The sequence below is a fragment of the Mesorhizobium sp. B2-7-3 genome, assembly GCF_006440715.1.
Classification (GTDB): domain Bacteria; phylum Pseudomonadota; class Alphaproteobacteria; order Rhizobiales; family Rhizobiaceae; genus Mesorhizobium; species Mesorhizobium australicum.
This window is the reverse complement of record NZ_VFTY01000001.1, coordinates 673,718-697,557: the sequence shown is the minus strand read 5'-3', so window position 1 is coordinate 697,557 and position 23,840 is coordinate 673,718. Positions and strand designations below refer to the sequence as shown.

27 protein-coding genes and 1 tRNA gene are annotated in these 23,840 nt (G+C 64.2%); 7 read left to right on the top strand and 21 right to left on the bottom strand.

The features are described 5' to 3' along the window. The first annotated feature begins 14 nt into the window (after nucleotides 1-14). Entirely contained in the window at nucleotides 15-896 is an 882-nt protein-coding gene (locus FJW04_RS03575) for a MurR/RpiR family transcriptional regulator (RefSeq protein ID WP_140662492.1), read from the top strand. A 164-nt stretch (nucleotides 897-1,060) separates the two neighbouring features. Here FJW04_RS03575 and FJW04_RS03570 read toward each other — a convergent pair whose 3' ends face one another. Both FJW04_RS03570 and FJW04_RS03565 read right to left on the bottom strand, forming a co-directional pair. Then, complete coding sequence (locus tag FJW04_RS03570; RefSeq protein ID WP_140712356.1) at nucleotides 1,061-1,375, bottom strand: DUF167 domain-containing protein; 315 nt, start codon at nucleotides 1,373-1,375, stop codon at nucleotides 1,061-1,063. A gap of 7 nt (nucleotides 1,376-1,382) precedes the next feature. Further along, complete coding sequence (locus tag FJW04_RS03565) at nucleotides 1,383-1,676, bottom strand: YggT family protein (RefSeq protein ID WP_015315112.1); 294 nt, start codon at nucleotides 1,674-1,676, stop codon at nucleotides 1,383-1,385. A 147-nt stretch (nucleotides 1,677-1,823) separates the two neighbouring features. Here FJW04_RS03565 and FJW04_RS03560 point away from each other — a divergent pair. The 4 genes from FJW04_RS03560 (at nucleotide 1,824) to FJW04_RS03545 (ending at nucleotide 3,734) form a co-directional block, all read left to right on the top strand. Then, nucleotides 1,824-1,899: transfer RNA gene (locus FJW04_RS03560), tRNA-Ala, on the top strand. A 320-nt stretch (nucleotides 1,900-2,219) separates the two neighbouring features. After that, a complete protein-coding gene (locus FJW04_RS03555; RefSeq protein ID WP_140712354.1) occupies nucleotides 2,220-2,969 on the top strand; it encodes a helix-turn-helix transcriptional regulator in 750 nt (249 codons plus the stop codon). Between the two features lie 242 nt (nucleotides 2,970-3,211). Beyond that, nucleotides 3,212-3,415, top strand: a complete 204-nt coding sequence (locus FJW04_RS03550) for a nitroreductase family protein (protein ID WP_224529567.1) — start codon at nucleotides 3,212-3,214, stop codon at nucleotides 3,413-3,415. A gap of 67 nt (nucleotides 3,416-3,482) precedes the next feature. Continuing rightward, nucleotides 3,483-3,734 carry a hypothetical protein gene (locus tag FJW04_RS03545; RefSeq protein WP_015315110.1) on the top strand — a complete coding sequence of 84 codons (252 nt, stop codon included), beginning with the start codon at nucleotides 3,483-3,485 and terminating at the stop codon, nucleotides 3,732-3,734. Nucleotides 3,735-3,785: 51 nt separating this feature from the next. On the opposite strand, the gene FJW04_RS03540 is transcribed toward FJW04_RS03545, so the two are convergent. From FJW04_RS03540 to FJW04_RS03525, 4 genes are all read right to left on the bottom strand, one after another. Further along, a complete protein-coding gene (locus FJW04_RS03540) occupies nucleotides 3,786-4,730 on the bottom strand; it encodes an energy transducer TonB (protein ID WP_140712352.1) in 945 nt (314 codons plus the stop codon). Further along, nucleotides 4,727-5,191: a TonB system transport protein ExbD gene (gene exbD / locus FJW04_RS03535; protein WP_140712350.1), complete on the bottom strand. Its 465-nt coding sequence runs from the start codon at nucleotides 5,189-5,191 to the stop codon at nucleotides 4,727-4,729. The genes FJW04_RS03540 and exbD overlap by 4 nt, the downstream gene beginning before the upstream one ends. A gap of 13 nt (nucleotides 5,192-5,204) precedes the next feature. After that, a complete protein-coding gene (exbB, locus tag FJW04_RS03530) occupies nucleotides 5,205-6,125 on the bottom strand; it encodes a tonB-system energizer ExbB (protein ID WP_140712348.1) in 921 nt (306 codons plus the stop codon). Between the two features lie 65 nt (nucleotides 6,126-6,190). Then, nucleotides 6,191-6,982, bottom strand: a complete 792-nt coding sequence (locus tag FJW04_RS03525; protein WP_181172876.1) for an ATP-binding cassette domain-containing protein — start codon at nucleotides 6,980-6,982, stop codon at nucleotides 6,191-6,193. Nucleotides 6,983-7,292: 310 nt separating this feature from the next. Between FJW04_RS03525 and FJW04_RS03520 the strand changes: the two genes are divergently transcribed. Continuing rightward, entirely contained in the window at nucleotides 7,293-8,027 is a 735-nt protein-coding gene (locus FJW04_RS03520) for an isochorismatase family cysteine hydrolase (protein ID WP_140712343.1), read from the top strand. Here the strand turns inward: FJW04_RS03520 and FJW04_RS03515 are convergent. The 9 genes from FJW04_RS03515 to FJW04_RS03470 all read right to left on the bottom strand — a co-directional run bounded on the left by FJW04_RS03515 (nucleotide 7,985) and on the right by FJW04_RS03470 (nucleotide 17,266). Beyond that, on the bottom strand, nucleotides 7,985-8,926 hold the full coding sequence (locus FJW04_RS03515) for an LLM class flavin-dependent oxidoreductase (RefSeq protein ID WP_140712341.1): 942 nt from the start codon (nucleotides 8,924-8,926) through the stop codon (nucleotides 7,985-7,987). The two genes, FJW04_RS03520 and FJW04_RS03515, sit on opposite strands and share 43 nt — an antisense overlap. Nucleotides 8,927-9,064: 138 nt before the next feature. Continuing rightward, nucleotides 9,065-9,220 (bottom strand): hypothetical protein, encoded by a 156-nt coding sequence (locus FJW04_RS03510; RefSeq protein WP_015315103.1) that lies wholly within the window; start codon nucleotides 9,218-9,220, stop codon nucleotides 9,065-9,067. 263 nt (nucleotides 9,221-9,483) lie between these two features. Then, nucleotides 9,484-10,428 (bottom strand): ABC transporter permease, encoded by a 945-nt coding sequence (locus FJW04_RS03505; protein ID WP_140712339.1) that lies wholly within the window; start codon nucleotides 10,426-10,428, stop codon nucleotides 9,484-9,486. Next, nucleotides 10,425-11,480: an ABC transporter permease gene (locus tag FJW04_RS03500; protein WP_140712337.1), complete on the bottom strand. Its 1,056-nt coding sequence runs from the start codon at nucleotides 11,478-11,480 to the stop codon at nucleotides 10,425-10,427. Before FJW04_RS03500 ends, FJW04_RS03505 begins: the two co-directional genes overlap by 4 nt. Then, a complete protein-coding gene (locus FJW04_RS03495; RefSeq protein ID WP_140712335.1) occupies nucleotides 11,480-12,988 on the bottom strand; it encodes an ABC transporter ATP-binding protein in 1,509 nt (502 codons plus the stop codon). Before FJW04_RS03495 ends, FJW04_RS03500 begins: the two co-directional genes overlap by 1 nt. 233 nt (nucleotides 12,989-13,221) lie before the next feature. Continuing rightward, nucleotides 13,222-14,253, bottom strand: coding sequence for a BMP family protein (locus tag FJW04_RS03485; RefSeq protein ID WP_140662476.1), 1,032 nt, complete (start codon nucleotides 14,251-14,253; stop codon nucleotides 13,222-13,224). 152 nt (nucleotides 14,254-14,405) lie between these two features. Then, on the bottom strand, nucleotides 14,406-15,611 hold the full coding sequence (gene pcaF, locus FJW04_RS03480) for a 3-oxoadipyl-CoA thiolase (RefSeq protein ID WP_140712331.1): 1,206 nt from the start codon (nucleotides 15,609-15,611) through the stop codon (nucleotides 14,406-14,408). A 1-nt stretch (nucleotide 15,612) separates the two neighbouring features. Further along, the gene (locus tag FJW04_RS03475; RefSeq protein ID WP_140712329.1) at nucleotides 15,613-16,413 is read right to left on the bottom strand and encodes a CoA-transferase subunit beta; all 801 of its coding nucleotides are present in this window, start codon (nucleotides 16,411-16,413) and stop codon (nucleotides 15,613-15,615) included. Beyond that, nucleotides 16,340-17,266 (bottom strand): CoA transferase subunit A, encoded by a 927-nt coding sequence (locus tag FJW04_RS03470; RefSeq protein WP_246673702.1) that lies wholly within the window; start codon nucleotides 17,264-17,266, stop codon nucleotides 16,340-16,342. The genes FJW04_RS03475 and FJW04_RS03470 overlap by 74 nt, the downstream gene beginning before the upstream one ends. Nucleotides 17,267-17,388: 122 nt before the next feature. On the opposite strand from FJW04_RS03470, the gene FJW04_RS03465 reads away from it, so the two are divergent. Further along, complete coding sequence (locus FJW04_RS03465; RefSeq protein ID WP_140712327.1) at nucleotides 17,389-18,159, top strand: IclR family transcriptional regulator C-terminal domain-containing protein; 771 nt, start codon at nucleotides 17,389-17,391, stop codon at nucleotides 18,157-18,159. Between the two features lie 54 nt (nucleotides 18,160-18,213). Here FJW04_RS03465 and FJW04_RS03460 read toward each other — a convergent pair whose 3' ends face one another. The 6 genes from FJW04_RS03460 to FJW04_RS03435 all read right to left on the bottom strand — a co-directional run bounded on the left by FJW04_RS03460 (nucleotide 18,214) and on the right by FJW04_RS03435 (nucleotide 23,839). Further along, nucleotides 18,214-19,512, bottom strand: a complete 1,299-nt coding sequence (locus tag FJW04_RS03460) for an FAD-binding oxidoreductase (protein WP_181172860.1) — start codon at nucleotides 19,510-19,512, stop codon at nucleotides 18,214-18,216. A 2-nt stretch (nucleotides 19,513-19,514) separates the two neighbouring features. Beyond that, nucleotides 19,515-20,885, bottom strand: coding sequence for a glutamine synthetase family protein (locus FJW04_RS03455; protein ID WP_140712499.1), 1,371 nt, complete (start codon nucleotides 20,883-20,885; stop codon nucleotides 19,515-19,517). Nucleotides 20,886-20,943: 58 nt separating this feature from the next. Next, nucleotides 20,944-21,246, bottom strand: coding sequence for a nucleotide disphospho-sugar-binding domain-containing protein (locus tag FJW04_RS03450; protein WP_246673699.1), 303 nt, complete (start codon nucleotides 21,244-21,246; stop codon nucleotides 20,944-20,946). Between the two features lie 380 nt (nucleotides 21,247-21,626). Continuing rightward, the gene (locus FJW04_RS30205; protein ID WP_246673697.1) at nucleotides 21,627-21,803 is read right to left on the bottom strand and encodes a serine hydrolase; all 177 of its coding nucleotides are present in this window, start codon (nucleotides 21,801-21,803) and stop codon (nucleotides 21,627-21,629) included. Between the two features lie 170 nt (nucleotides 21,804-21,973). Further along, complete coding sequence (locus tag FJW04_RS03440) at nucleotides 21,974-22,792, bottom strand: hypothetical protein (protein WP_015315092.1); 819 nt, start codon at nucleotides 22,790-22,792, stop codon at nucleotides 21,974-21,976. Between the two features lie 285 nt (nucleotides 22,793-23,077). Next, entirely contained in the window at nucleotides 23,078-23,839 is a 762-nt protein-coding gene (locus FJW04_RS03435) for a glucose 1-dehydrogenase (RefSeq protein ID WP_140660489.1), read from the bottom strand. Between the last annotated feature and the right edge of the window lies 1 nt (nucleotide 23,840).

Genomic DNA, 23,840 nt, shown 5'->3' with positions numbered 1-23,840 from the left:
ACGGAAACGCGGATATGAAGACGCCGGCCGATATCATCACGCGGCTGCAGCTGATGTCGCAGGACGGCACCAAGTCGGATCGCCGGCTGGCGAGCCTCGTCCTGTCCGACCTCGACTTCGCCTCCAAGGCCGCGATCTCCGAGATCGCCGCGCGGGTCGGCGTCAGCGAACCGACGGTCACCCGCTTCTGCCGCAATCTCGGCTGCGAGGGGTTGCGCGACTTCAAGTTCTACCTGGCCCAGGCCATCGCCATCGGCGGCCAGTATCTGTCGCCGGAGCCACTGAGCCGCGACGCCCGCGAACAGCGCATTGCCTCGACCATCACCGAAGCGGCGGTTACAGCCATCCAGCGCGCCAGCGAGAACCTCGACATGACGACGCTGGTCGACGTCGCCGCGCGCCTTGCGGCATCAGGCAATGTGCTGTGCATAGGTTCGGGTGGCATTTCCTCGATGATGGCGACCGAAATGCAGAACCGGCTGTTCAGGCTCGGCCTGCCGGTTCTGGCACAGATCGACGGACAGTTGCAGCGCATGTATGCCGCCGTTGCCACGCCAGACACCACGGTGGTCGCCTTCTCGGTCTCCGGCTATGCGCGCTCGGTCATCGAGGCGGTGCAGGTCGCCCAACAATATGGCGCCGCCACGGTGGCGGTCACCGCGCCCGACTCCGCACTGGCCAAGGTCGCCGACACTGTCATCCACCTGCAGCCGTTCGAGGACGGCAACATCTACAAGCCGACATCGTCACGTTACGCGTTGCTGGCGATCGTCGACATGATCGTGACCTCGGTCGCCGAGACACGCGGCCCGAAGGTGCTGGAGAACCTGCGCCGCATCAAGCAGAGCGTGAACACGCTGAAGGTCGACGACCCGCGTTTGCCGCTGGGCGATTGACGAGCCGGCGCCGAAATTGCCAATTCCCCCCAAAAGCGTGAGTGAGGAGTGGTCCGCGCAGCGGACGGGAAGCCAATTGCTTGGCTTTCCGAACGACGACCACCCGGAGCGACAGCGCAGGACCGGGTCCGGCAGGGCAGAGGGGGCGATGTCCCGCCTGCATCTCAATTTTGGAAAAGCGCTTCGACACCTGTTACCAGCGCCTCCGGATCACCCAATATCCGCAACGTCTTGAGGCGGGCCGTACCGCCGGCGACGACGGAAACGGCCGATGCCGGAACACCTAGCGTCTTGGCGACCAGCCTCTCCAGCGCTTGATTGGCGGCGCCATTTTCCGGCACGGCGCGGACCCGCGCCTGCACGTGACTTCGTCCGTCCGCCAATGTTTCGACAACGTCGAGCCGGTCCACGGAAGACTTCGGCGTCAGCCGCACGAACAGATCGACGCCGTTCTCGCGCATGCGGAACGGCGCGCTCATGCGATCGTCAGGCCAGCAGCAGCGGCGCGACCGTGGTGAGAATGAACTGCCTGAGGAAGAACAGGATCAGCAACAGGATGATCGGCGAGATGTCGATACCGCCAAGGTCGGGCATGAAGCGGCGGATCGGCCGCAGCGCCGGCTCGGTCAGGCGGTAGAGCATGTTCCCGATGCTGCCGACGAACTGGTTGCGCGAGTTGACGACATTGAAGGCGTAGAGCCAGGAAAAGATCGCCGAGGCGATGATCACCCACCAATAGAGGTCGAGCGCCATGACGATGGTTTGTATGAGGGCGAGCATGCCGGACTCCAATTGTTGCCGACATGTAGCCATTACGCGCCAAACCGGCAAGGGCAGGGTTCCGCCACGCGACCGGCAGCCGGTTTTCGGTGAAGCGCCGCCTTGACAGGAAACCGCGGCGCCCGATAAATGCGCCATCCGCTGGACGGGGCTGTAGCTCAGCTGGGAGAGCGCGTCGTTCGCAATGACGAGGTCAGGAGTTCGATCCTCCTCAGCTCCACCAGCGGAATAATCGTCTGCTTTTGATCGTCCCGGCAAGGCGCGGCCGGCATCCGCCACGGCGCGATGCAAGGCGTAGCCCCGATCCCCCCAAAAATGGCCAAACGGCATTTCGCCGTTTCCGAGGCGAAATGGTTGTCAATTGGACTTATGGCGATGGCCGGTGTCCGGTAGGCGCTATTTTTTTTGGAAGCCGCCCCATTAGAGTGGCGTTCTCAAATCAGTTTTTTCTGTGTGTTGTGACAGGGCGTTTCGGCGGGGGCGACCGAAAGCGCTATACGGATTCCGAGTCGAAATGAAGTATCCGCCTGCGAAAGCAAACTAGTGTCCATTCGCCAGAATCTTGCTGCAAATCTCAGGCGGCTCTGCAAGGACCATGCTTCTGTCAGCGCGGTATGCCGCGAGCTTGGCATCAACCGCACACAATTCGAGCGTTACCTGCAAGGGCAGACCGTGCCCAACAAGGCCACCGCCAAGCTGATCTGCGATTATTTCCGCGTCGACGAAGCCGAGCTGTACCGGGACCCCGGCGCCCCCTCGCCCGCGGCTCCCGGTCTGCCGCCGATCTCCGAAAGCCTGTTCACCCAGATGATCCGGCCGCCCGCTCCGTCGATTGCGGGCGGCACCTATTTCACCTATTTTTCGATCCCCGGCAGATCCGATCTGCTGGTGCGGGCGATCACCTTCGTGCGTCGCGAAGCCGAGCTGGTCACGTTCCGCAGGGTCACCGGATGGTCGGAGCATCATCGCTCGACATGGGCGCGGGCACGCGGCAATCATTATGGCGTGGCGATCTCGCGCCTTAACTGGATCTATTTCAGGGGCGTCAACCGCCGCCAGACAGGCGAGCCGTCGCTGATCTCGGTGCAATGGGCGCCTATCTCCGAACCGGTGCTGACAGGCAAGGCCATGCTTCTGACCGAAGCCGGGCCGGCATTCGTGTCGGTCATCATGCGGCAGGATAGGTCCAATATCCGGCCCAGGCATGCGATCCGCATGGCGCATGTCGTCAGGCTCGATGATCCCAGCCTCGACCAGCTCGTCGTCAGCCTCGCTCGGGACGGGCTGGGTTAGCCGCTTGCTTACGCTGAATAAGAACAAGAATATCCCGAAAAAGCGTATGCCAGCGATTGCCTACTCCATAACCGAGTAAAATCGATTTTTTTAGACTTTCTAGCCAAGAAAGATATTTTAGCTCATGGCTGATTTACTACAGTTTTAACAAACCAGTAACTCTTCCGACCTTACCTTTCTTCCCGCGGATCCCTTTCCGGGATCTTTCAACAGATCCCTGGGGGTCGGGGAAAGGGACGAAAATGACCAAGAAAGTGAACATTGGCCAGAACATGATGTTGGCGGCAACCAGGCACGGCTTGTCGGCCTGCCCCACGGCGGCGCTGAGCCATTCGGCGATCAAGCGCCTTCTGGGCCTCGACCGCCTCACCGACGCGCCCATCTATGCGTTGACCCTCTCAATCCCGGAACTTGATCCGCATTCGGCCGGTCGATCGATCAATTAGCCGGCGTAGTACATCTAGTGCAGCCAGTACGCATTCCCTAAAGTTCATTCGATGACAGGAGCAGAACATGTCAAATCAGGCCTTACGTCAGTCAGAGCTCGACAGTCTCCAATATATCGCGACGATGACCAATGAGCTGGTGCAGATGGCCGAAGCGAGCCGCTTCCCCATGATCTCCTATCTGCTCGGTATGGCCTATGCCGAAGCCTTCGACGTCTTGCGCGGCGCACGGCCGGCACGACACGCGCAGCTCAGCGGCAATCCGATGCACCCCAAGGCACACCCGAAAGACAACCACGCTCAGCCAAGAACAGCGTAGCGCGATGCAATTGTCGGGCTTGCGGGACGGCTGGCACGGATTTGAGGGGCATTAGTCCCGCAAACTGAACACGAATGGCGCTGTACGGCTGACGCGCGGGCCGAGTTCCGCCGGTGGCGCCGGCACGGTCGCGCCCTGCAGCACCGCAAGTGCTGCTCGGTCGAGTTCGGCATCGCCGGACGAACGGGCGACCCGGGCCGACAGGACCCGGCCGGATGGGTCCATTGTAAAAGTCACGTTCACATTGCCCTGCGCGCGCCGGGATTTCGCGGCGCTCGGATAGCGCTTGTGGCGATTGATCCACGCCGTCAGCCGCGATTCCCATTTGGCCGGGCTGACACCCGAGAACCCGGCCGCCGATTTCGGCGCCGCCGCCTTGGCGGCAGGCTTGGCCTCGGCTCTCGCGGCACTTGCCGTCTTCGGTGGCTCGGCCTTTTCCTTCTTCGGCCTTGGCTTGGGCTTGTCGACCGGCTTTTTAACCTTGGCTTCGGCCGGTTTCTTTTCCTTGCGCCGTTCCGTCGGCTTTGCCCGCGGCAGCGGAACGACAGCCTCCGGCGCGACGGTCTCGACAATATCGGGGACGACCTGTTCCAGCGGCGGCTGTTCGACCGGTTCGGCCTTCGTCATCTCCGTAGGCTCGTTCGGCGGCACCATCTCGGCCTCGGCAACAGGCTCCGCTTGCTCGACCGCCTTGTCAGGCTCGGCTTCGGCTGCCTTCACGATCTCTTCGACCGGCTCGGTCCGGTCGGGAATGGCCGCGTCGGGCATCGCGGCCTGTTCGGGCACCGCCGGCGTCACCATCATCGGTGCCATCTCGACCACCAGGGCCGGCGGCGGTCCGCCATCCGACAGGTCGACTGGACTGAAATTCTGCACGGCATAAGCGACCGCGCCATGAGCCCCAAGCATCAGCACCGCCGCGCATGCCCATAAGCCAAGGTCGCGCCAGTCGAGGCGCGGCAGTACCACCGTGGGGGAGGCGGCGGATTGCGTCATGGAGCGGCCGTTTTGCCTGACGCCGGTGCGGCGATATCGGGCGGCGCGGCCTCCAGGCCGACCAGCGCGATCTTCAGATAGCCGGCGGCCCGCAGCAGGTTCATCGCCTCCATCAGGTCGCCATAGGCGACCGCCTTGTCGGCGCGCAGGAATATCCGCGTCTGCTTGTCGCCCTTGGTGCGGCTGTCGAGCGTGGCGGCAAAAGCCGGGCGCGGCACCGTGTCGTTGCCGATCGCCAGGCTGAGATCGTCCTTCAGCGTCAGGAACAGCGGCATCTCCGGTCGCGGCGCCGGCGTCGCGGTCGAGCCGGGCAGGTCGACATTGACATCCACCGTCGCCAGCGGTGCGGCGACCATGAAGATGATCAGGAGCACAAGGATGACATCGATGAAGGGCGTGACGTTGATCTCGTGGCTTTCCTCGAGGTCGTCGTCCAGGGTCTGTCGCATTCTGCTCCCCATGGCGTCGCTCCCGCTACTCCGCCGCCAAGGCCGTCGCCGCCGCTATCGTGCGGAAATCGAGGTCGCGGCTGACCAGCCGTTCGACGCCGGCCGAGGCGTCGGCGAGGATCTGCCGGTAGCCGGCTATCGAGCGGGCGAAGACGTTGTAGATCACCACCGCTGGGATTGCCGCGACGAGACCCATCGCGGTGGCCAGCAGCGCTTCGGCGATGCCCGGCGCGACCACGGCGAGATTGGTGGTCTGAGCCTGCGAGATGCCGATGAAGGCGTTCATGATGCCCCAGACGGTGCCGAACAGGCCGACGAAAGGCGCGGTGGAACCAATCGTCGCCAGCAGGCCGGTGCCGCGCGACATGCGCCGCGACGCAGCCGCCTCGATGCGCGACAGGCGCGAGCTGACCCGTTCCTTCAGTCCGTCGCCGCCGACATGGTCGAGCGCATCGGCCGAAAGCGCGGCCTCTTCTTCCGCTGCCCGCACCAGGAGCGCGCCGGGACCGCCACCGCGGTCGAGCGCGCGGCTCGCCTGCTTCAGCGTGGCGGCATCGCCGATCGCGCGGACGGCACGGCGGAGGCGCAGCTTGCCGCCGAAAATCTCCAGCGATTTGGCCAGCCATATCGTCCAGGTAACGAGCGACGCGAAAGCCAATCCAGTCATCACCGCCTTCACGATGATGTCGGCGGCCTTGAACATGCCCCATGGCGACAGGTCATGCGGCAGGTTCAGGTCCATCGCCCCGGCAGGCGCGACCTCGGCCGGCGTTGTCGCGCTCGTCTGGCCGGCTGGTTGCGCGGGGGCAGCCGGTGCAGCTTGTGCCGGCGCGGCAGGGGCCTCAACCGCTGGAGAAGAGCCGGCCGGTTGCTCCTGGGCCGTGGCGCCGGTCGCCCCCAGGACAAGCGATGCGACCAACGCCGCCAACAAACCATATCTCGACATGAGCTTCTTCCTTGTTCTCACGGCGGCCAGCCGCTTGCCGGTTCCTGCAACCGCCGGCGACGACTTCACTGCACATAGCCGACGGGTTGGCCGGTGACGGGATGCGCGAACACACCCATCTCGACGCCGAAAATGTCCTTGAGCACATCGCTCAGCATGATCTCGCTCGGTGTGCCGCGCGTCAGCAGCCTGCCGTCCTTCAGCGCGATCAGCTCATCGCAGTAGCGCGCCGCCATGTTGGGGTCGTGCAGCACCACGACGACGCACAGGTCGCGCTTGCGGCTGAGCTCCCTGACCAGGCCCAGCACCTCGACCTGATGCGCGATGTCAAGCGCCGAGATTGGCTCGTCGAGCAGCATGACGCCGGCATTCTGCGCCACCAGCATGGCCAGCCAGGCGCGCTGGCGCTCGCCGCCGGATAATTCATCCACCAGCCGCTCAGTGAACCCTTCCATGTCGGTCAGCATAAGGGCCTGCTCGACATGGCGCCTGTCCTCGGCGCCGAAACGGCCAAGCGCGCCATGCCATGGATAGCGTCCGAGCGTTGCCAGCTCGCGCACGGTCAAGCCCGTCGCCGCTGGCGTCGTCTGCGGCAGATAGGCAAGAGCCCGCGCCAGCTCGCGTGCGCCCCATTGCGATAGCGGCCGTGCGGCGAAAGTGATGGCGCCGGAGCTTGCCGGCTGCTGGCGCGCCAAAAGCTTGATCAGCGTCGATTTGCCCGAACCGTTATGGCCGATCAGCCCGTAGACGCGCGCGCGCCGCAATTCGAGCGAGACCGGACCGAGCAGCATCCGTTCGCCGACGGCGAAACGCACGGCATCGATATCGAATGCGGTCTGGCTATCGGCTTCGGCCATGGTCACGGCATTTCTCCAGCCCCGCCGCCGCATTCCCATCCTGGCTGCGGAGGCAGGTGCCCGGTTGACTATGAAACATGATCTTATTAGTCAAGATTTAAGATGACTGCAACACTCGGCAATTTGGCAATGCGCCGCAAGAACCTGAAACACTCCGGGGCCGGTGGCATTGTTGCCGCGTACGCGCCGTCATTCGCGCAGCCGGCCGATCCGCGCCGGCGATCTCGGTCCCGGGCCACACGATGTCGGCATCCGGTGTCGCCGCATCGATGCGGACACGCTAGGGTGAGCCGGCGGCAAGGAGCTCCGGATGATCAAGGCGACACCCTTCGACTACCCCTATGACGGCAGGCTGGTTGCCGAAAACACCGCGCTCGTCGTCATCGACCTGCAACAGGATTTCCTGTCGACATCGGGCTATTTCGCCAGGAAGGGGTATGACCCCTCGCCGCTGCGGGCGATCCTGCCCGCCGTGAACCGCCTGATCGCGGCCGCGCGCAAAGCCGGCATCACGGTCATCCACACAAGACAGGGTTACCGCGCCGACATGGCGGACATGACGCCCTACGAGAAATGGCGCCGCAAGCGTTCCGGCCTCGACGGCACCGACGTCCTGCTGCGCTCAGGCGCTGGGTTCCAGATTGTCCCGGAGATCGACGTCGCGCCGCACGACATCATCGTCGACAAGACCTGCAACAGCGCCTTCACCTATACGGATTTCGAGCTTGTGCTGCGGGCGCAAGGCATCACGCATCTGATGTTTTCCGGATGCACGACGGATGTCTGCGTCCACACCACGCTGCGCGAGGCCTGTGACCGCAATTTCCAGTGCCTGACGATTTCGGACGCCTGCGCCAGCGGCGACAGACAAGCGCATGAAGCGGCGTTGCACATGGTGACGGTCGAGGACGGCGTCTTCGGCGTGCTGGCCGATTCGGACGCCGTCATTGAAGGCCTGTCGCGGCTTGGCGACAGCCTGAAGCAGCAGACGATTGATGGGCTTCACCCCGCTGCTCGCGTCTCCAATCCTGGGCGAGGCGCATAAGCTCCAAGCTGGAACTCGCTGGCCTCCCGGCGCGCCAGGGAGTTGCGCAGCAGCGCCAATGTTTCCCGGCCGGCCGTCGCGATCTCGCGCGGCGTGTCGACGCCGACGATCATGAACTCATCGATCCCGAGCCCGGCATAGGCGAGCAGCGACAGCGCGGCCTGAGCAGGCGGGCCGGATAGGTCGACCGCCTTGTGGCCGGCGGCGGAAACACCCTGGTGGATCCTGACCGGAAGCGCGAAGCGCAGTTTGCCCGCACGGCCATGTTCGGCCGCGGCGCCACGTGCCCGCTCCATCAATTGCCTGATGTCGTCGATCGGCCCCGGCGCCAGTTCGAAGACATCGGCATGCCGGCCGGCCACCTTCAGCGCCGTTCCGGATTGCCCGCCCATGCGGACCACGAGGTCGGCGCCATGCGGGCCCTTGCGCGGCACATAACCGCTTTTGATGCTGTAGAAAGCGCCTTCGTGATCGAAGGGCCGGTCGTTCGACCACAGCCGCTTCAACAGCACCAGATATTCGTCGATGCGCTGCCAGACGACGCCATGTCCGACCGGCCGTGTCTCGGCATCGTCGTCGTTCAAGGGCTCGCTGATCATCCTGAGCGTCAGCCGTCCGCCGCTCTCCCTGTCGATGGACGCCAGCTGGCGGGCAGCCACCGTCGGTTCGATCACGCCGGCCCAGTGGGTGAGCACCACTTGCAGCGAAGCGGTGCGGTTGAGCACCTGCGAGGCCAGATCCATGTTGGTCAGCAGCCCGGCCGAATCGTCGACGACGATCTTCTGGAAACCGCCGTCCTCGATCAGCCCGAGCTTGGTCGAGGTCTCGGCGAAGTCATAGAAAAAGGGAACCGCCGCGTCGGCGGTCTTGCCGGGTACATGCGTGAATTCGATCGGCATTGTGATCTCCTCCATCACTGGAATCACTGATGCTGTGAAATGGGAATCCTCAGGCGCGCGAAAACGCCCCGGGATCCGGCTCATTCAACTCCGATTGCCTGAAAGCTGTGGGGCAGCAGCCCCTGTCGATCCCGCGCCTTAGGGAATAAGGCCCAGCACGACTGCCCCGGTGAACACGAACGCAAGGGCAAAGACGAGATAGGCGAAAGCGCCGGCATAGGCCGGGCGAAAGCCCTGGGCATTGGCCACTCGCTGGCCGTTGCTGTCGGTCTGGGCGTTCTGGAAATAGGACATGTCGACCTCCGTCTCGCCGCTTAATCTATAAAACTTGTAGACTTTGTCGATTGCTATTTTTGGGCAACTGACAGAATTATTTTCTCGTTGACCGCCAAAAATTGGTGTGAAGTTGCTGTGAGCATGGGTTCCAGGCAATCGATCGGAAGAGCGCGGGGGTATCGATGTGAGGCGTCCCAAGGTCCAGCTTCTTCATTCCGGGACAGCTTGACGCCCTTCCTCTCCCCTCCGGAGGGATAGGAAGGACACCAAATCCTACTCGTCTAACGCTCTTCCCTTCGAAACGGCCTGAGCAGCGCCGATGGCGCCACAGCGTTGCGCGACATGACGGCCATGGCGACGATGGTGAAGATGAACGGCAGCATCAGGAACGCCTCGTAGGGGATGTGTCCAAGCCCACTCGCCTGCATGCGCAATTGCAAGGCATCGACGAAGGCGAACAGCAGCGCGGCCCCTGCCGAGCGCCAGGGATCCCAACGGCCGAAGACGACCAGTGCGATCGCCACCCAGCCGCGCCCGGAAACGACGCCGAAGGTGAAGGCGTTGAACTGCGCCATCGACAGGAAAGCACCAGCGAGCCCCATCAGGGCGCCACCGAGAATGACGGCCTGAAAGCGCGTGGCGATGACGCTGACGCCGGCGGAGTCCGCGGCGCGCGGGTTCTCGCCGACCATGCGCACCGACAGCCCCCACGGGGTGCGGTAAAGGATGAAGCCCGCCAGAGGAATGGCCAGGATGGCCATGTAGACCAGCGCGAACTGGTCGAACACCGCAGGACCCAGCACGGGAATGTCCGAGAGAACCGGGATCGGCAGCGTCTGAAAACCCTTGATGCTCGGCGGCACCGATTGCTGGCCGAAGATCAGCCGGTAGAGGAAATAGGCCAGCCCCGACGAGAACAGGGTGACGCCGATACCGCAGACATGCTGGCTGAGGCCGAGAACCACCGTGAACAGCGCATGCAGCGCGCCCATCAGCATGCCGGTCAGCACCGCCACCAGGACACCCAGCCACAGGCTTCCACTGAGGCTGGTGGCGGTGAAGCCGGTCATGGCGCAAAGCAGCATGATGCCTTCGATGCCGAGATTGAGCACGCCGGCCCGTTCGGAGAACATCTCCCCGAGCGTGGCAAAGGCCAGCGGCGTGGCGATGCGGATGATGGCGGCGAGAAAGCCGACCTGAAAAATCTGCTCGAACACCGCGCTCATCCGACGGCTCCGACGCGGCGGATGCGATAGGCCGTGAACAGCAGCGCCACCAGCATGGCGAGCAGCGCCGTGCCCTGGATGACGTCGCTGAGGAAGGCCGGCACGCCGGTCGCCCGCGACATCGCCTCGGCGCCGGTCATCACGGCTGCAAGGAAGATCGCCGCCGGCACGACGCCGAGCGGGTTGAGCCGCGCCAGCATGGCGACGACTATGCCGGAATAGCCGTAGCCCGGCGAAATATCGCTCATCACCTGGAAATGCACGCCGCCGACCTCGCCGACGCCGGCCAGCCCCGCCAACGCGCCCGACAGCAGCGCCGTCGACAGCAGCACGCGCTCGACATGGATGCCGCCATAGCGTGCCGCTTCCGGGTTTTCGCCGGTGACCCTGATCCGGAAGCCCAGCGTCGTGCGCACGATCAGGAACCAGATCAACGGGGCCGCGATCAGCGCCGCGACGACACCGAGATGCAGCCGCGTGCCTTCGATCAGCACCGGAAAGTTCGCCGAATCCTCGATCGGCGGCGAGATCGGATAGCCGCTGAAGCTGTCCTTCCACGGTCCCTCGATCAGTGCCATCAGGGCATAATAGATGACCGAGTTGAGCAGCAAGGAGCTCACGACATCGTCGACCTTGAACTTTACCCGCAGCGTCGCAGGCACCAGCGCGACCGCCGCGCCCGCGGCCGCCCCCGCCAGCGCCATGAAAAGCATGGCAAGCGGTCCGGGCATCGGGATCGTACCAACGAAACAGCTCGCCACCGCGCCGGCCAGCAATTGCCCTTCCGCGCCGATGTTCCAGAACTTTGCGCGGAAGGCGACCGCCACCGCCAGCCCGGTAAAGATCATCGGGGCGGCGCGGACCAGCGTTTCGGTGACGGCGTAGCTGTCGCCAAGCGAGGCCGTGAACATCACGCCGTAGGATTCGAACACCCCGGCCCCGGCCAGCGCGATCAGGCCGCTGCACAGGATGAGCGTGGCGACAATCGCCAGCAAAGGCAGCGCGAGGTTGAACCAGGCGGGCGTGGACGTGCGGACTTCGAGGCGGAACATCAGTGGCCCTCCGCGCCGGTCATCAGCAGGCCGAGCCGGGCGACGGTCGCATCGGCACTGTCCAGCGTGCCGACGATGCGGCCCTCATACATCACCGCGATGCGGTCGCACAGCACCAGCAGTTCCTCCAGATCCTCGCCGATGACGATGATGCCGCAGCCCTTGGCGCGCATGTCGAGGAATTTTTCATGGATGAAGCGCGCCGCACCGATGTCGAGGCCACGTGTCGGTTGTGAGACGATCAGCACCTTCGGATCGAAAGCAAGCTCGCGCGCCAGAAGCGCCTTCTGCAGATTGCCACCGGACAGCGCGCCGGCGCGCGTCATCGGCCCGGGACATCTGATGTCGTAGGCCTTGATCTGTTCCTCGGCGAAAGCGCGGATCGCATCCGGCTTCAGCAAGCCCTTCGCGGAGAAGGCTGAAGTGCCGATGCGCGGCAGCACCATCGAATCGGCGAGCGGCAAATTGGTAACCAGCCCCGTCGTCATGCGGTCTTCCGGGATGCGGCCAAGGCCGAGTGCCTGCACTTCGCGCGGCGAGAATTGCACGACCTGTTTGCCGGCTATCGTCATTTGACCGCTGTCGGGCGCGCGCGTGCCCGAGATAATCTCCGCCAGCGCCCGCTGGCCATTGCCGGAGACGCCGGCGATGCCGAGGATTTCGCCTGCACGAACCGCAAGCGACACGTCGCGCAACGCCGTGCCGGAATGCTTCGAGGTTGAAATACCGTCGAGCGTCAGCACATCGGCGCCGGGCGTCGACGATCCCCTTGCTGGCGGCACGATCTCATGGCCGCACATCAGTTCAGCCATTGCAGCCGACGTCGTGTTGGCGGGGTCGTCGACGCGGCCCGCGACGCGGCCGTGCCTCAGCACGGTGCAGCGATGCGTCAGCGCCCGCACCTCGTTGAGCTTGTGCGAGATGAAGATGATGCCCAGGCCTTGCGCCGCCATCGAGCGCAGGGCCGAAAACAGTCCGTCGACCTCGCTCGGTGCCAGCACCGCCGTCGGCTCGTCAAGGATCAAGAGCTTGGCACCGCGAAACAACGCCTTGACGATCTCCAGCCGCTGCTGCTCGCCGACCGACAGCGCCGAGACCGGCAGATTGGGATCGAGCGTCAGCCCGTGCCGGCTGCTGATTTCAGCATGCCGCGCCAGCCCGCCGCTGCGGTCGATCCGTCCCGATTTGCCCGGAATACCAATGAGCAGATTTTCCAGCACGGTGAGCCGTGGTGCCAGATGAAAATGCTGATGCACCATGCCGATGCCGGCGGCGAGCGCATCGGCCGAGCTGGTGATCCTGACTGGCTGGCCCTGGATCAGGATCTCACCGGCATCCGGCGCGTAGGCCCCGAACAGCACGTTCATCAATGTCGTCTTGCCGGCGCCGTTCTCGCCGAGCAGCCCGAGGATTTCGCCCGGCGCCACGCTGAGATCCACAGCCTCGTTTGCCTTGACGGCGCCGAAGGTCTTGGTGATGCCGCGCATTTCGATGAGAGGGGCGGACAAGAATGCTCCTGATTTTTCCGATCCGGCCTTAGCTGCGGAGGGCGGCGCTGTACCCCCCTCTGTCCTGCCGGACATCTCCCCCTCAAGTGGGGAGATTGGCAGCTTCGCCGACTTCGCTTATGTTAAGGTCGGCGATTGGCGAAAGCCGAAGTGACATCTGATCTCCCCCCTTGAGGGGGAGATGGCCGGCAGGCCAGAGGGGGGCGCCACGCGCCAGCCCCTCAATCATGGCGTCAATCCGAAACCGGCGTGTTCTCGTCGACGTCGACGCGGAAATTGCCTTCCAGGATCTCGGCCTTCTTCTTCTCGACCAGATCCTTGACCTCGGCGGGCAAAGTCTTGTCGAACTTGTGGAAGGGCGCCAGATACGAGCCGCCCTTGGCCATGCGCGAGAAATCGCCATAGTCCTGCGCGGTGTAGACCCCAGCCTTGACCAGCTTGATCGCCTGCTCGACCGTCGGGTACATGTCCCAGACCGGACCGGTGATGACGGTGTCGGGGCCGAGGCTCGACTGGTCGGACATGTTGGAGATGGCGAAGATCTTCTTTTCCACCGCCGCCTCGATGACGCCGAAGCGTTCGGCATAGATGACATCGACGCCGGCATCGATCTGCGCCACCGCGGCTTCCTTGGCCTTCGGCGGATCGAAAAAGGAGCCGATGAAGGCGACCTTCTTCTTGACGTTCGGGTTGACCTCCTTGGCGCCGGCGAAGAAGGCGTTGACCAGCCGGTTCACTTCCGGAATGCCCATCGCCGCCACCGCGCCGACCGTGCCCGATTTCGACATCTTGCCGGCGATCATGCCGGAGAGATAGGCGGGCTCGTGGATCCAGTTGTCGAACACGCCGAAATTCGGCTCGGCCGGCCCGGCGCCGGAGCCGAACAGCCAGGCTGTCTTGGGGAACTGCTTGGCCGTGCGGCGCGATTCACGCTCGGCGGCGAAGGCATCACCCAGCACCAGCTGGTAGCCGCCCTGCGCATATTCGCGCATGACGCGGCTGAAGTCGGCGGTCTGGACCTTCTCCGACCATTTATATTCTATGCCCAGTTCCTTCTCGGCCTTCTGCAGGGCGACGTGGATCTGGTTGTCCCAGGGTTCCTCGATCGGCGTGGCGAAGATCGCCGCCACCTTCAGTTTTTTGCCCGCCGCGAAGGCCGCACCCGGCAGCATCGTCGCGGCCAGGCCAAGCGCGCCCAGCTCCAGCACGTTGCGTCGCGACAGCCCTTCGCGCATCGAATGAGATCTGTTCTTCCGGTCTTCCATTGAAGTGCCCCTCTGTTTGACAGCCGTGTCGAGCCGGCCGTTCCTGAAATCAGACGGGGAACTATGGAACGGGTCCGGACTTTTGTCCACATGGTCAAATTTGGCAGGATCGAGCATATCCACTCTCCTGGCCTGCCAGGAAGAGCGATTGCTCAGGCCCGTTCGAGCGCGATGGCAATGCCCTGGCCGACGCCGATGCACATGGTGGCCAGCGCATAGCGGCCGCCGCGCTCGCGCAGCTCCAGCCCCGCCGTGCCGGAGATGCGCGCGCCCGACATGCCCAGGGGATGGCCAAGTGCGATGGCGCCGCCATTCGGGTTCACATGCGGCGCATCCTCGGCAATGCCGAGTTGGCGCAGCACGGCGATGCCTTGCGAGGCAAAGGCTTCGTTGAGTTCGATGACATCGAATTGTTGCGGCGTCAGGCCAAGCCGCGCACAAAGTTTCTGCGTCGCCGGCGCCGGACCGATGCCCATGATGCGCGGCGCGACCCCGGCGGCGGCCCCACCCAGAATACGGGCGATCGGCGTCAGCCCGCATGTCTTCACCGCCGCTTCCGAGGCAACAATGAGCGCCGCAGCGCCGTCATTGACACCAGACGCATTGCCGGCCGTCACCGTGCCACCTTGCCGGAACGGCGTCGGCAATTTGGCCAGCGCCTCGACGGTTGTGCCGGCGCGAGGATGTTCGTCCTTGCTGATAGTGACCGCATCTCCCTTGCGCTGTGGGATGGTCACCGGGGTGATCTCCTTCGCCAGCCGGCTATTGGCTTGGGCCGCGACCGCCTTGTCCTGGCTGCGCACGGCAAAGGCATCTTGGTCCGAGCGGGAAACAGCGAAGTCTTCCGCCACATTCTCGCCGGTCTCCGGCATGGAATCGACGCCGTATTGCTTCTTCATCAGCGGGTTGACGAAGCGCCAGCCGATGGTGGTGTCATAGATCTCGGCATTGCGCGAGAACGCCGTGTCGGCCTTGGGCATGACGAAAGGCGCGCGGCTCATCGATTCGACACCACCCGCGATCATCAGTTCCGCCTCGCCGGCCTTGATGGCACGCGCCGCGATGGTCAGCGCGTCCATGCCCGAGCCGCACAGACGATTGACCGTCGAGCCTGGTATCTCCTTCGGCAGCCCAGCTAGCAGCAAGGCCATGCGCGCCACGTTGCGGTTGTCCTCGCCGGCCTGGTTGGCGCAGCCATAGACGACGTCGTCGATCCGCTGCCAGTCGATGCCGGGATTCCGCTCAAGCAAAGCCTTCAGCGGGATGGCGGCAAGGTCGTCGGCCCGAACCGAAGACAACGAACCGCCGAAGCGGCCGATCGGCGTGCGGATGTAGTCGCAGATATAGGCCTCGGCCATTTTATGCAGCCTTTGTTTTTCCGGTTCCCTCATGCGCCGCCTTGGTGCGGGCCTGCAGGTCGCGCAATGTCTTCAGTTCGAGTTCGCTTGGCGCGGGTGTTTCGTCAAGCGCCTCGGCGAACTTAACAACCCAGCCACAGCGCTCCTGCACCTGCTGACGGGTGACGCCCGGATGCAGCGACACGACCGTGAATTCCTTGGTCACCGGATCCGGCTTCCAGAGGGCGAGATCGGTGACCAGCAATGTCGGGCCGGATGTATGGATGCCCAACCGCTGTCGGTGATCGCCGCCCTCGCCATGGCCGAAGGAGGTGACAAAGTCGATCTTCTCGACCATGCCGCGCTTGGTCTGCGCCATGGTGATGTAGATCTCCTTCGACGACGTCGCGATCTCCGGCGCGCCGCCGCCGCCGGGCAGTCGGGTCTTGGGATGGAAATAGTCGCCGATGACAGTGGTGTTGATGTTGCCGAACTTGTCGAGCTGCGCCGCACCGAGGAACCCGATGGAAATGCGGCCGCCCTGCAGCCAGTAGCGGAACATCTCCGGTACGGCGACGGTGGTGACGGCGGTTTCGCACAATTCGCCATCGCCGATCGACAGCGGCAGCACGTCGGGCGCCGTACCGATCGTGCCGCTCTCATAGATCAAGGTGATGTCGGGCGCATGCGTCAGCCGCGCGACGTTGCAGGCCGCGGACGGCGCGCCGATGCCGACGAAGCAGACATCGTCATTCCTCAGCGCCCGGCTCGCGGCGATCGTCATCATCTCGTTGGGGGTGAAGCCCAGCTGATTCTCGCTCATGCCGCGTTCCGCAGATGCGAGACCGGGCCGCGAAATCGTCGGGACTTTTCTCGATCACGTTTGCCTGCATCCAGGCCCGGAATTTCTCGCGGTCGGCCGCGACCTCGTCCCATTCGATATAGGCGGCATTGTCGCGCGCATAATAGCCATGGGCATAGGAGGGGTGCGAGCCGCCGGGCACGACCGAGATCGCCGCGATCGTCCAGCGGGGCAGCACAGTCAGATTGGGGTGAAGATCGTCAAAACTGTCGACCACCTCCTCCACCGTCACCACCGCGCGCCTCGCCGCCAATACCGCCTCCTTCTGGACGCCGATGATGCCTTCGACCAGCACATTGCCTTTCCGGTCGGCTTTCTGCGCATGGATGAAAGTGACATCGGGCCGGATGGAAGGCACGGCCGCCAGCATCTCGCCGGTGAACGGACAGGTCACCGCTTTGATGTTCGGATTGACATCAGCCAGCCCCGTGCCGCGATAGCCACGGAACACCGCGCAGGGCAGGCCGGCCGCACCCGCCTCATAGCCATTGGCCATGCCGGCATGGCTGTGTTCCTCGACCGCGATCGAGCGGGGAAAACCGTTCTCGATCGCATCGCGGGCGCGCCGCAGCAGGCCGACACCGGGATTGCCGACATAGGAGAAGACGATTTTCTGGGCCATGCCCATGCCGATCATCTGGTCGTAGATCAGGTCCGGCGTCATGCGGATCAGGGTCAGGTCGCGATATCCCTGGCGGATCGCCTCATGCGCCGCAGCCGTCGGGATCAGGTGGGTGAAACCTTCGAAGGCAGCGGTGTCGCCATCGTTCAGGTTCTCCGCCACGGCCTGTTTGAGCGGCAGGAACTTGACCATCGCGGCGACTCCCAGAGTCCAAAAAGTTCGTATTGCGAACACATGTATTGAATGCGATACTTTCTAAACTCCGTTGAGCCGGGGTGTCAATCGTGGCGAGATCGCCCGGACCGAGAGATGAGATGGACGACGAGACCGTTTCCCGTGATCACGTCGGCTCGCTCGAGCGCGGACTCGGCGTGATGGAGATATTGGCCCGCCATCCCTCCGGCATGACCCTGACCGAAATGGCCGAAGAAGCCGGCCTGACCCGTGCCGGCGCCCGGCGATTCCTGCTGACGCTCACCGCTACCGGCTATGCGACGCAATCCGGGCGTGTATTCTCCCTGTCCCCGCGCTTGCTGACCGTTGCCCGCACCTGGCTCGGCGGCGCCTCGCTGTGGAGCTTCGCCGCGCCGATCATGCGCGCGGTCGCCGCGCAGCTGAACGAGGCCTGCTCTGCAGCGATCCTGTCGGGCCAAGATGTCGTCTATGTCGCCCGCATTCCTGGCCGGCGGATCCTGAGCGTATCGCTCGATGTCGGCACCAGGCTACCCGCTTATTGCACCTCGATGGGGCGGATGCTGCTGGCGGGGCTGACACCGGCGGAATTGGACGCCTTCTTCCGTAAGGCAACGGTCGAGCGGCGGACGCCGAAGACAATTGTTGAAAGACCGTTGCTGGCAAAGGCCATTGCCAAAGCCAGAATGGATGGCTTCGCCATCGTCGACGAAGAGCTGGAACTCGGGCTGCGCTCCATCGCCGTGCCGATCCGCGACCGCGCTGGGCGCACGGTCGCGGCGATCAATGTCTCGACCCAGTCGGCACGGTTTTCCGTCGCGGATATGGAGCGGGAGATCTTGCCTGCGCTGCTTGAGGCCAGACAGCGTGTCGAGGATTTCTTTGTCGTCTGATAGAGGCCTGTTAGGCTTCCCTGGCGTTGGCCCGCCAGCGTCTAAATAGCGCCCTCAATGCTTGATCCGGTCCCGCATCGCGTACCACAGCATGCCCAGCACATAGAGCGGCCCGCGCAGCGCCGTGCCGCCCGGGAACGGCATTGGTGTCAGCGTCGAGAACAGGTCGAGCCGTGAGGCATCGTCGGTGATCGCCTCGGCCAAAAGCTTGCCCGAGAGCGTCGACAGGATGACGCCCTTGCCTGAATAGCCGTGCGCGAAATAGACCTCGCCATAGTGCCCGACATGCGGCAGCCGCGACGTCGTTACCGACACCAGCCCGCCCCAGGCATGGTCGATGCGGCAGCCCTTGAGTTGCGGAAAGGTGCTCTCCATGTGCGGCCGCACGAATCCGGCAATGTCGGCCGGCGGTGACGGCGTGTAGCGCTCGCCTCCGCCGAACAGCAGGCGTCCATCGGCGGACATCCGGTAATAGTTGACGACGAAGCGTGTATCGGACACCGCGACATTGGCTGGGATGACGTTGCGCGCGCCCTCCAGCGGCTCGGTGGCGACAATGTAGTTACCGACCGGCATGATGCGACTGTTGACGCGCGGCTCCAGCCCGTTGAGCAGCGCGTCGCCCGCCAGCACGACATGTCTGGCCCGCACCGATCCTTTTGCAGTCGAGACCCGGATCGAGGGTTCGCGCTCCAGCTTCACGGCCACCGAGTTTTCGTGGATGACCACGCCGGCCGCGACAGCCGCTCGGGCAAGCCCAAGCGTGTAGTTGAGCGGATGCATGTGGCCGCCGAGCGGCTCATACATGGCGCCATGATAAGGCGTGTCGACCTTGGCCCGAGCCGCCGCCGCCGAGAGTATCTCGACATCGCGGAATTTCATCACGCTTTCGAGGCACTTGGCCTCTTCTTCCAGATCCCTGAGGTCGGATCCGTTGACCGCGCCGACCAGATGGCCGGTCAGCCTGAGATCGCACTCGATGGCATTGCGCTCGATGATGTCGAGCACCAGGCCGCGCGCCTCGAAAGCGAGATCGAACAGTACCTTGGCGCGCTCGGCTCCATAGAGCTTGACCAGGCCCTTGGCGCCCTTGCGCAGGCCGGGGATCATCTGGCCGCCATTTCGGCCCGATGCGCCCCAGCCGATCTTGCCGCCTTCGAGCAGCACCACCTTCAGCCCGCGTTCGGCGGCGTGAAGGGCGGCCGACAGCCCGGTGCAGCCGCCGCCGACGACGACCAGGTCGGTTTCGGCATCGCCGACGAGCGCCGGATGGTCCGGCGCCGGATTGGCGGTGGCGACGTAGTAGGATTTGCCGATGTCGAGACCGGAATTGAAACCCGTTGAAGATGCCATGATCACACCTTCAGCAAGAGATGGTCGCGTTCCCAGCTCGTCACCACGCTTTGGAACAGGTCGAGTTCGACGGTCTTGACGCGCAGATAGGTCTGGAAGAAGTCCTCGCCGAGCAGCTCTCGCACCGGGGCACAAGCCTCGAAACGATCCAGCGCCTCCTCCATGGTCTTAGGCAGCGTGCTCCTGATCTTGTAGGCATTGCCCGACGCCTCGGCCGAGCGCGCCAATTTCTGCTCGACGCCCAGATAGCCGGCAAGCAGCGACCCGGCGATCGCCAGATAGGGATTGCAATCCGCCCCAGGCAGCCGGTTCTCCACCCGCCGCGCCGCGCGTCCCCCCGCCGGCACACGCAGGCCGCAGGAGCGGTTGTCATGCGACCACTCGATATTGGCGGGTGCGCTGTGGTTGGGCCTTATGCGGCGGAAAGAGTTCACGTTTGGCGCGAACAGCGGCATGATTTCCGGAACATATTTCTGCAATCCGCCGATGAAGTGGCCGAACATCCCGGTGTCGGCATCGTCGCCGCTGGCGAAAAGCGCATTGCCGGCCTCGTCGACGACCGACATGTGCAGATGCATCGAGCTGCCGGCCTGGGCCGCGATCGGCTTGGCCATGAAGGTCGCATGCATGCCGCATTGCTGCGCGGCCTGGCGCGTAAACCGCTTGAACAAAAGCACCTGGTCGGCCAGCGGCAGGGCGTCACCATGCAGCAGGTTGATTTCCAGCTGCGCCGTGCCCGATTCATGGATCAGCGTATCGAGCGGCAGACCGGCCGCCGCTGAATAGTCGTAGATGCGCCGGATCACCGGCTCGAATTCTTCCAGCGCGGCCATGTCATAGGGATGCTGCACACCCTCGGCGCGGCCATTGGCGCCGACCGGGGCGGTGAGGGGCTTGTCCGGATCGGGATTCGGCGCGGTCAGGTAGAATTCGAGTTCCGGCGCCACCACCGCGCGCCAGCCGCGCTGGCGGTAGAGATCGAGCACGGCGCGCAGTACATGGCGTGGCGAGGCCATCCATGGCCTGCCGTCCATGTGGAAGGCGTCGGCGAAGACATAGGCCTTGCCCGCCCCCGCACCCGGCGCCAGGCACAGCGTCGAGACATCGGGCACCATGCGCATGTCGGGGTCCGCATAGGCAAAACCCTCGTCGATAGAGCCGGAATAGCGACCGTCGATGCTGACCAGGAAGGCGCTGCTCGGCAGATAGAGCGCGCGGTCTTCCAACGCCTTGAGGAATTTGGCGGTCGGCAGCGCCTTGCCACGCAACACCCCGTTCATGTCGGGCACCAGGCACTCGACCTCGGTGATGCCGTGCTGCGTGAGCCAGGCCTTGGGGTCGTTGGTTGCGGTATTCGTGTTCTTATCAAGCATTTCGTTCATGTCCGTATCATGGAGACAATGGCTTGCGCGGCCACGTCCGTTCCGGATTTCAGCGCCATCTTGGCTGCATGAGGCGGGCGCGCATGGCGTCATCGGCCAGCAGGCCGAGAATGGCTCTCTTCAATCCCCCTTCGGTCCAGCCGTCGCGGCCGATATGATCGCCGACGCCGGTCTCTCCGGCTCGTTGCGCATTGTCGTGCCGGTCCCAGCAATAGGGCATGATCAGCGACGGCACGCCGAAGCGCAGCGCCTCGCAAAAGCTGTTAATGCCGCCGTGGTGGATAAACAGGTCAGACTTCGCCGCCACCGAGGGCTGCGGAAACCAGGCGTCGAGATAGACAGTGTCGGCCACCGCGCAATGGCGGATGAAGGCTGGGCGCCCCGGGCGCGCAAGGCCTGTGCGATGCCGATGCAGTTCAGCGCGGCGCCAGAGCCCGCCTTGGAAAACAGCGCGATGGTCGGGCTGGCTTTACGCGTCAATTCATCCTCTTCAATCCGGCCGGCTGATCACGCCGAACAGTGCGGCTCCTTGCCTGGCCGCCTGCGGTCCCTGGCTGCGGGAGAGGCGCAGGGGATGCGAACAGATCGGCACCCATTTCATATCGCCGGTTGTCGAGATGGTCGAGTGTATTGAGGTGCTCGCGCAACGATTGCTTCAGCCGGAAGACGTTGATGCATGACCCGGAACGGCTGGATGTGTGTGAAACCGGCGGCGCGGCAGAGCCGCGCCGTTCAGGCTCTGCTCGTGCCGGTCAGATAGATCGACATCAGAACCGGATTGCCCGAGGCCGGCCAGATGACGGCGGCATCATTGGTACTGCCGCGCTCGCCGGTCCCGGTCTTGTCGCCGCATTTCAAGCCTCTCGGCAGGCCCGCCCTGATGCGCTCACCACCGGTCTTGTTGGCCACCAGCCAGTCGACAAGCCGCGCTCGGCTTTTTTCGCCGACAATCAGGTCGAAGCGAGAAGCGGTTCTGCGTTGTCGTTGAACGGGAACGGCTCCAGGAGGAAAACGATGCCGCCAGGCCAAGCCCAGCGGCATCTCCTCTGGTGACTACGGGCCTTTTCAGCGACGAACCGCTACGGCGTCGTTCCCGCCTGAAGCTTGGCCGCCGTCTGGTCGATCTTGCCGGCAAGAACACCTTGGGCCCAGGCCGTGACCTCGGCGTCGACCGGCTTGTTGGCCATGTCGGTCAGCGCCGCATCGAGCGATGCATCATCGGTGCCGACCGCTGCCGCCGCAGCCGCGGCCGCAGCCTCATCGGCCGCAGTATTGTCGGCGTCGACCACCGCCTGCTGGGCAGTGATGTCAGCCTGCAGAGCCGATATCTGGCCGGGCAGGGCCGCCTGCTGTTCGGCTGTCATGGCGTCGATTTCGGCCTGAGACAGCGACGTCAGTGCGCTCAACTGCGAATTCAGCGTATCCAGTTGAGCCTGGGCCGCGGCAGCTGTGGCAGCGGCCGCCGCAGCCGCGGTCTGCGCGTTCTTGGCTTTCGCCGACTGCGTCACGAATGCCTGAACGGCGGCGAACTTCTTGCTCTTGGAGTTCATATAGGCGTTGACGTTGCGCTGCAGCGAGTTCAGCCGGCCAAGCTTGGCGTGGATATTCTTCTCCTTGGGCACGGACGAGACCTTTGTGTTCGTATCGACCGTGGCGTCGGCCGTTGTGTCCGTGTCCGTCTTGGCTGCCCGTCCCGGTGCCGACGACTTGCCGTGCGAAGCACCGCTGTTGCCGTTGCCATTCCCATGGGTGCCGCCATTGCCGCCGCCATTGCCGTTGCCGCCGCCATTGCCTCCAGCATTGCCGCCGCCATTGCCATGCCCATTGCCGGCGAGCGCCGGAGACGCCAGAAGCGCCAATGCGGCCACGGCCGCGAACAGTGTTTTCCGGTTTGTCATGCTAATCTCCTCGGGAATCGCCGCACTCGCCCACCGCTGAACCACCTGCGTATGAGAAATCGCTAATCATACCCGGTAAACTTTAGACAAATGCGGTCTCAATCCGAGAGCGCGCGCTGCGTCGGATCAACAACCACTTGAAAAGATAAGGAAATATACCGCTTTGACCTGGCTTGGCACTGAAGTCCCATGCCCGCCAGACCATGGTCTTGTGCCGTCCGGCATCCCGCGAAACGACAGAAAAAGCGGGGCTGAACTGGGAAAGGTCGATCGATGAAAGCAGCGTCAGCCGATGCTCTCGCCGCCATCGATCACCAGCGCTTGCCCGGTCATGAAGGATGAACGGTCCGAGACCAGGAACAGGATCGCCTCGGCGATCTCTTCGGCCACCGCCCAGCGCCCCATCGGGATCTTGGTGCGGACATAGGTTTCGATCGCCTCGCGTCCGCCCATCTGGGCGATGAACGGCTCGTTGAATGGGGTGTCGACCCAGCCCGGGCAGAGCGCGTTGACGCGCACATTGTGCCGGGCATAGTCGAGCGACATCTGTCTGGTCATCGCCACCACGGCATGTTTCGACGTCGCATAGGCGATCATCTCGCGGTCGTAGAACACACCCGAATTCGAAGCCGTGTTGAGGATGACGCCACCGCCTTGCGCGATCATCGACGGCATCACGATCCTCGCCGCGAGGAATTGCGCCCGCACATTGACCCGCCAGGATGCGTCCATGCCGGCGGTCTCGACCTCGGTCAGCGTGCCGCCGACCTGGATGCCGGCATGATTATGCAGGATGTCGATGCGCTGATGTCTGTCGAGCGTGCCGACGATGAGCTGGTCGATCGCATTGTCGTTCGAGACGTCGGTCGCGATCGCCTCGGCCCGGCCGCCCGCCGCCCGGATATCCGCGGCCGTTGCCTCGCCGGCGGTCCCGTCCCTGTCGGCGATGACGACCACCGCGCCTTCCCTGCCCATGATCATGGCGCCGGCACGTCCGATGCCGGAGCCGGCGCCTGTCACCACGGCGATGCGGTCTTTGAGGATCATG

Bases quoted from the DNA above. Each gene is read 5' to 3' on its own strand.
- FJW04_RS03575 (WP_140662492.1), top strand. From the start codon at position 15: ATGAAGACGCCGGCCGATATCATCACGCGGCTGCAGCTGATGTCGCAG.
- FJW04_RS03570 (WP_140712356.1), bottom strand. From the start codon at position 1,375: ATGAGCGCGCCGTTCCGCATGCGCGAGAACGGCGTCGATCTGTTCGTG.
- FJW04_RS03565 (WP_015315112.1), bottom strand. From the start codon at position 1,676: ATGCTCGCCCTCATACAAACCATCGTCATGGCGCTCGACCTCTATTGG.
- FJW04_RS03550 (WP_224529567.1), top strand. From the start codon at position 3,212: ATGACCAAGAAAGTGAACATTGGCCAGAACATGATGTTGGCGGCAACC.
- FJW04_RS03545 (WP_015315110.1), top strand. From the start codon at position 3,483: ATGTCAAATCAGGCCTTACGTCAGTCAGAGCTCGACAGTCTCCAATAT.
- FJW04_RS03540 (WP_140712352.1), bottom strand. From the start codon at position 4,730: ATGACGCAATCCGCCGCCTCCCCCACGGTGGTACTGCCGCGCCTCGAC.
- exbD (WP_140712350.1), bottom strand. From the start codon at position 5,191: ATGGGGAGCAGAATGCGACAGACCCTGGACGACGACCTCGAGGAAAGC.
- exbB (WP_140712348.1), bottom strand. From the start codon at position 6,125: ATGTCGAGATATGGTTTGTTGGCGGCGTTGGTCGCATCGCTTGTCCTG.
- FJW04_RS03525 (WP_181172876.1), bottom strand. From the start codon at position 6,982: ATGGCCGAAGCCGATAGCCAGACCGCATTCGATATCGATGCCGTGCGT.
- FJW04_RS03520 (WP_140712343.1), top strand. From the start codon at position 7,293: ATGATCAAGGCGACACCCTTCGACTACCCCTATGACGGCAGGCTGGTT.
- FJW04_RS03515 (WP_140712341.1), bottom strand. From the start codon at position 8,926: ATGCCGATCGAATTCACGCATGTACCCGGCAAGACCGCCGACGCGGCG.
- FJW04_RS03510 (WP_015315103.1), bottom strand. From the start codon at position 9,220: ATGTCCTATTTCCAGAACGCCCAGACCGACAGCAACGGCCAGCGAGTG.
- FJW04_RS03505 (WP_140712339.1), bottom strand. From the start codon at position 10,428: ATGAGCGCGGTGTTCGAGCAGATTTTTCAGGTCGGCTTTCTCGCCGCC.
- FJW04_RS03500 (WP_140712337.1), bottom strand. From the start codon at position 11,480: ATGTTCCGCCTCGAAGTCCGCACGTCCACGCCCGCCTGGTTCAACCTC.
- FJW04_RS03485 (WP_140662476.1), bottom strand. From the start codon at position 14,253: ATGGAAGACCGGAAGAACAGATCTCATTCGATGCGCGAAGGGCTGTCG.
- pcaF (WP_140712331.1), bottom strand. From the start codon at position 15,611: ATGGCCGAGGCCTATATCTGCGACTACATCCGCACGCCGATCGGCCGC.
- FJW04_RS03475 (WP_140712329.1), bottom strand. From the start codon at position 16,413: ATGAGCGAGAATCAGCTGGGCTTCACCCCCAACGAGATGATGACGATC.
- FJW04_RS03470 (WP_246673702.1), bottom strand. From the start codon at position 17,266: ATGGTCAAGTTCCTGCCGCTCAAACAGGCCGTGGCGGAGAACCTGAAC.
- FJW04_RS03465 (WP_140712327.1), top strand. From the start codon at position 17,389: ATGGACGACGAGACCGTTTCCCGTGATCACGTCGGCTCGCTCGAGCGC.
- FJW04_RS03460 (WP_181172860.1), bottom strand. From the start codon at position 19,512: ATGGCATCTTCAACGGGTTTCAATTCCGGTCTCGACATCGGCAAATCC.
- FJW04_RS03455 (WP_140712499.1), bottom strand. From the start codon at position 20,885: ATGCTTGATAAGAACACGAATACCGCAACCAACGACCCCAAGGCCTGG.
- FJW04_RS03440 (WP_015315092.1), bottom strand. From the start codon at position 22,792: ATGACAAACCGGAAAACACTGTTCGCGGCCGTGGCCGCATTGGCGCTT.
- FJW04_RS03435 (WP_140660489.1), bottom strand. From the start codon at position 23,839: ATGATCCTCAAAGACCGCATCGCCGTGGTGACAGGCGCCGGCTCCGGC.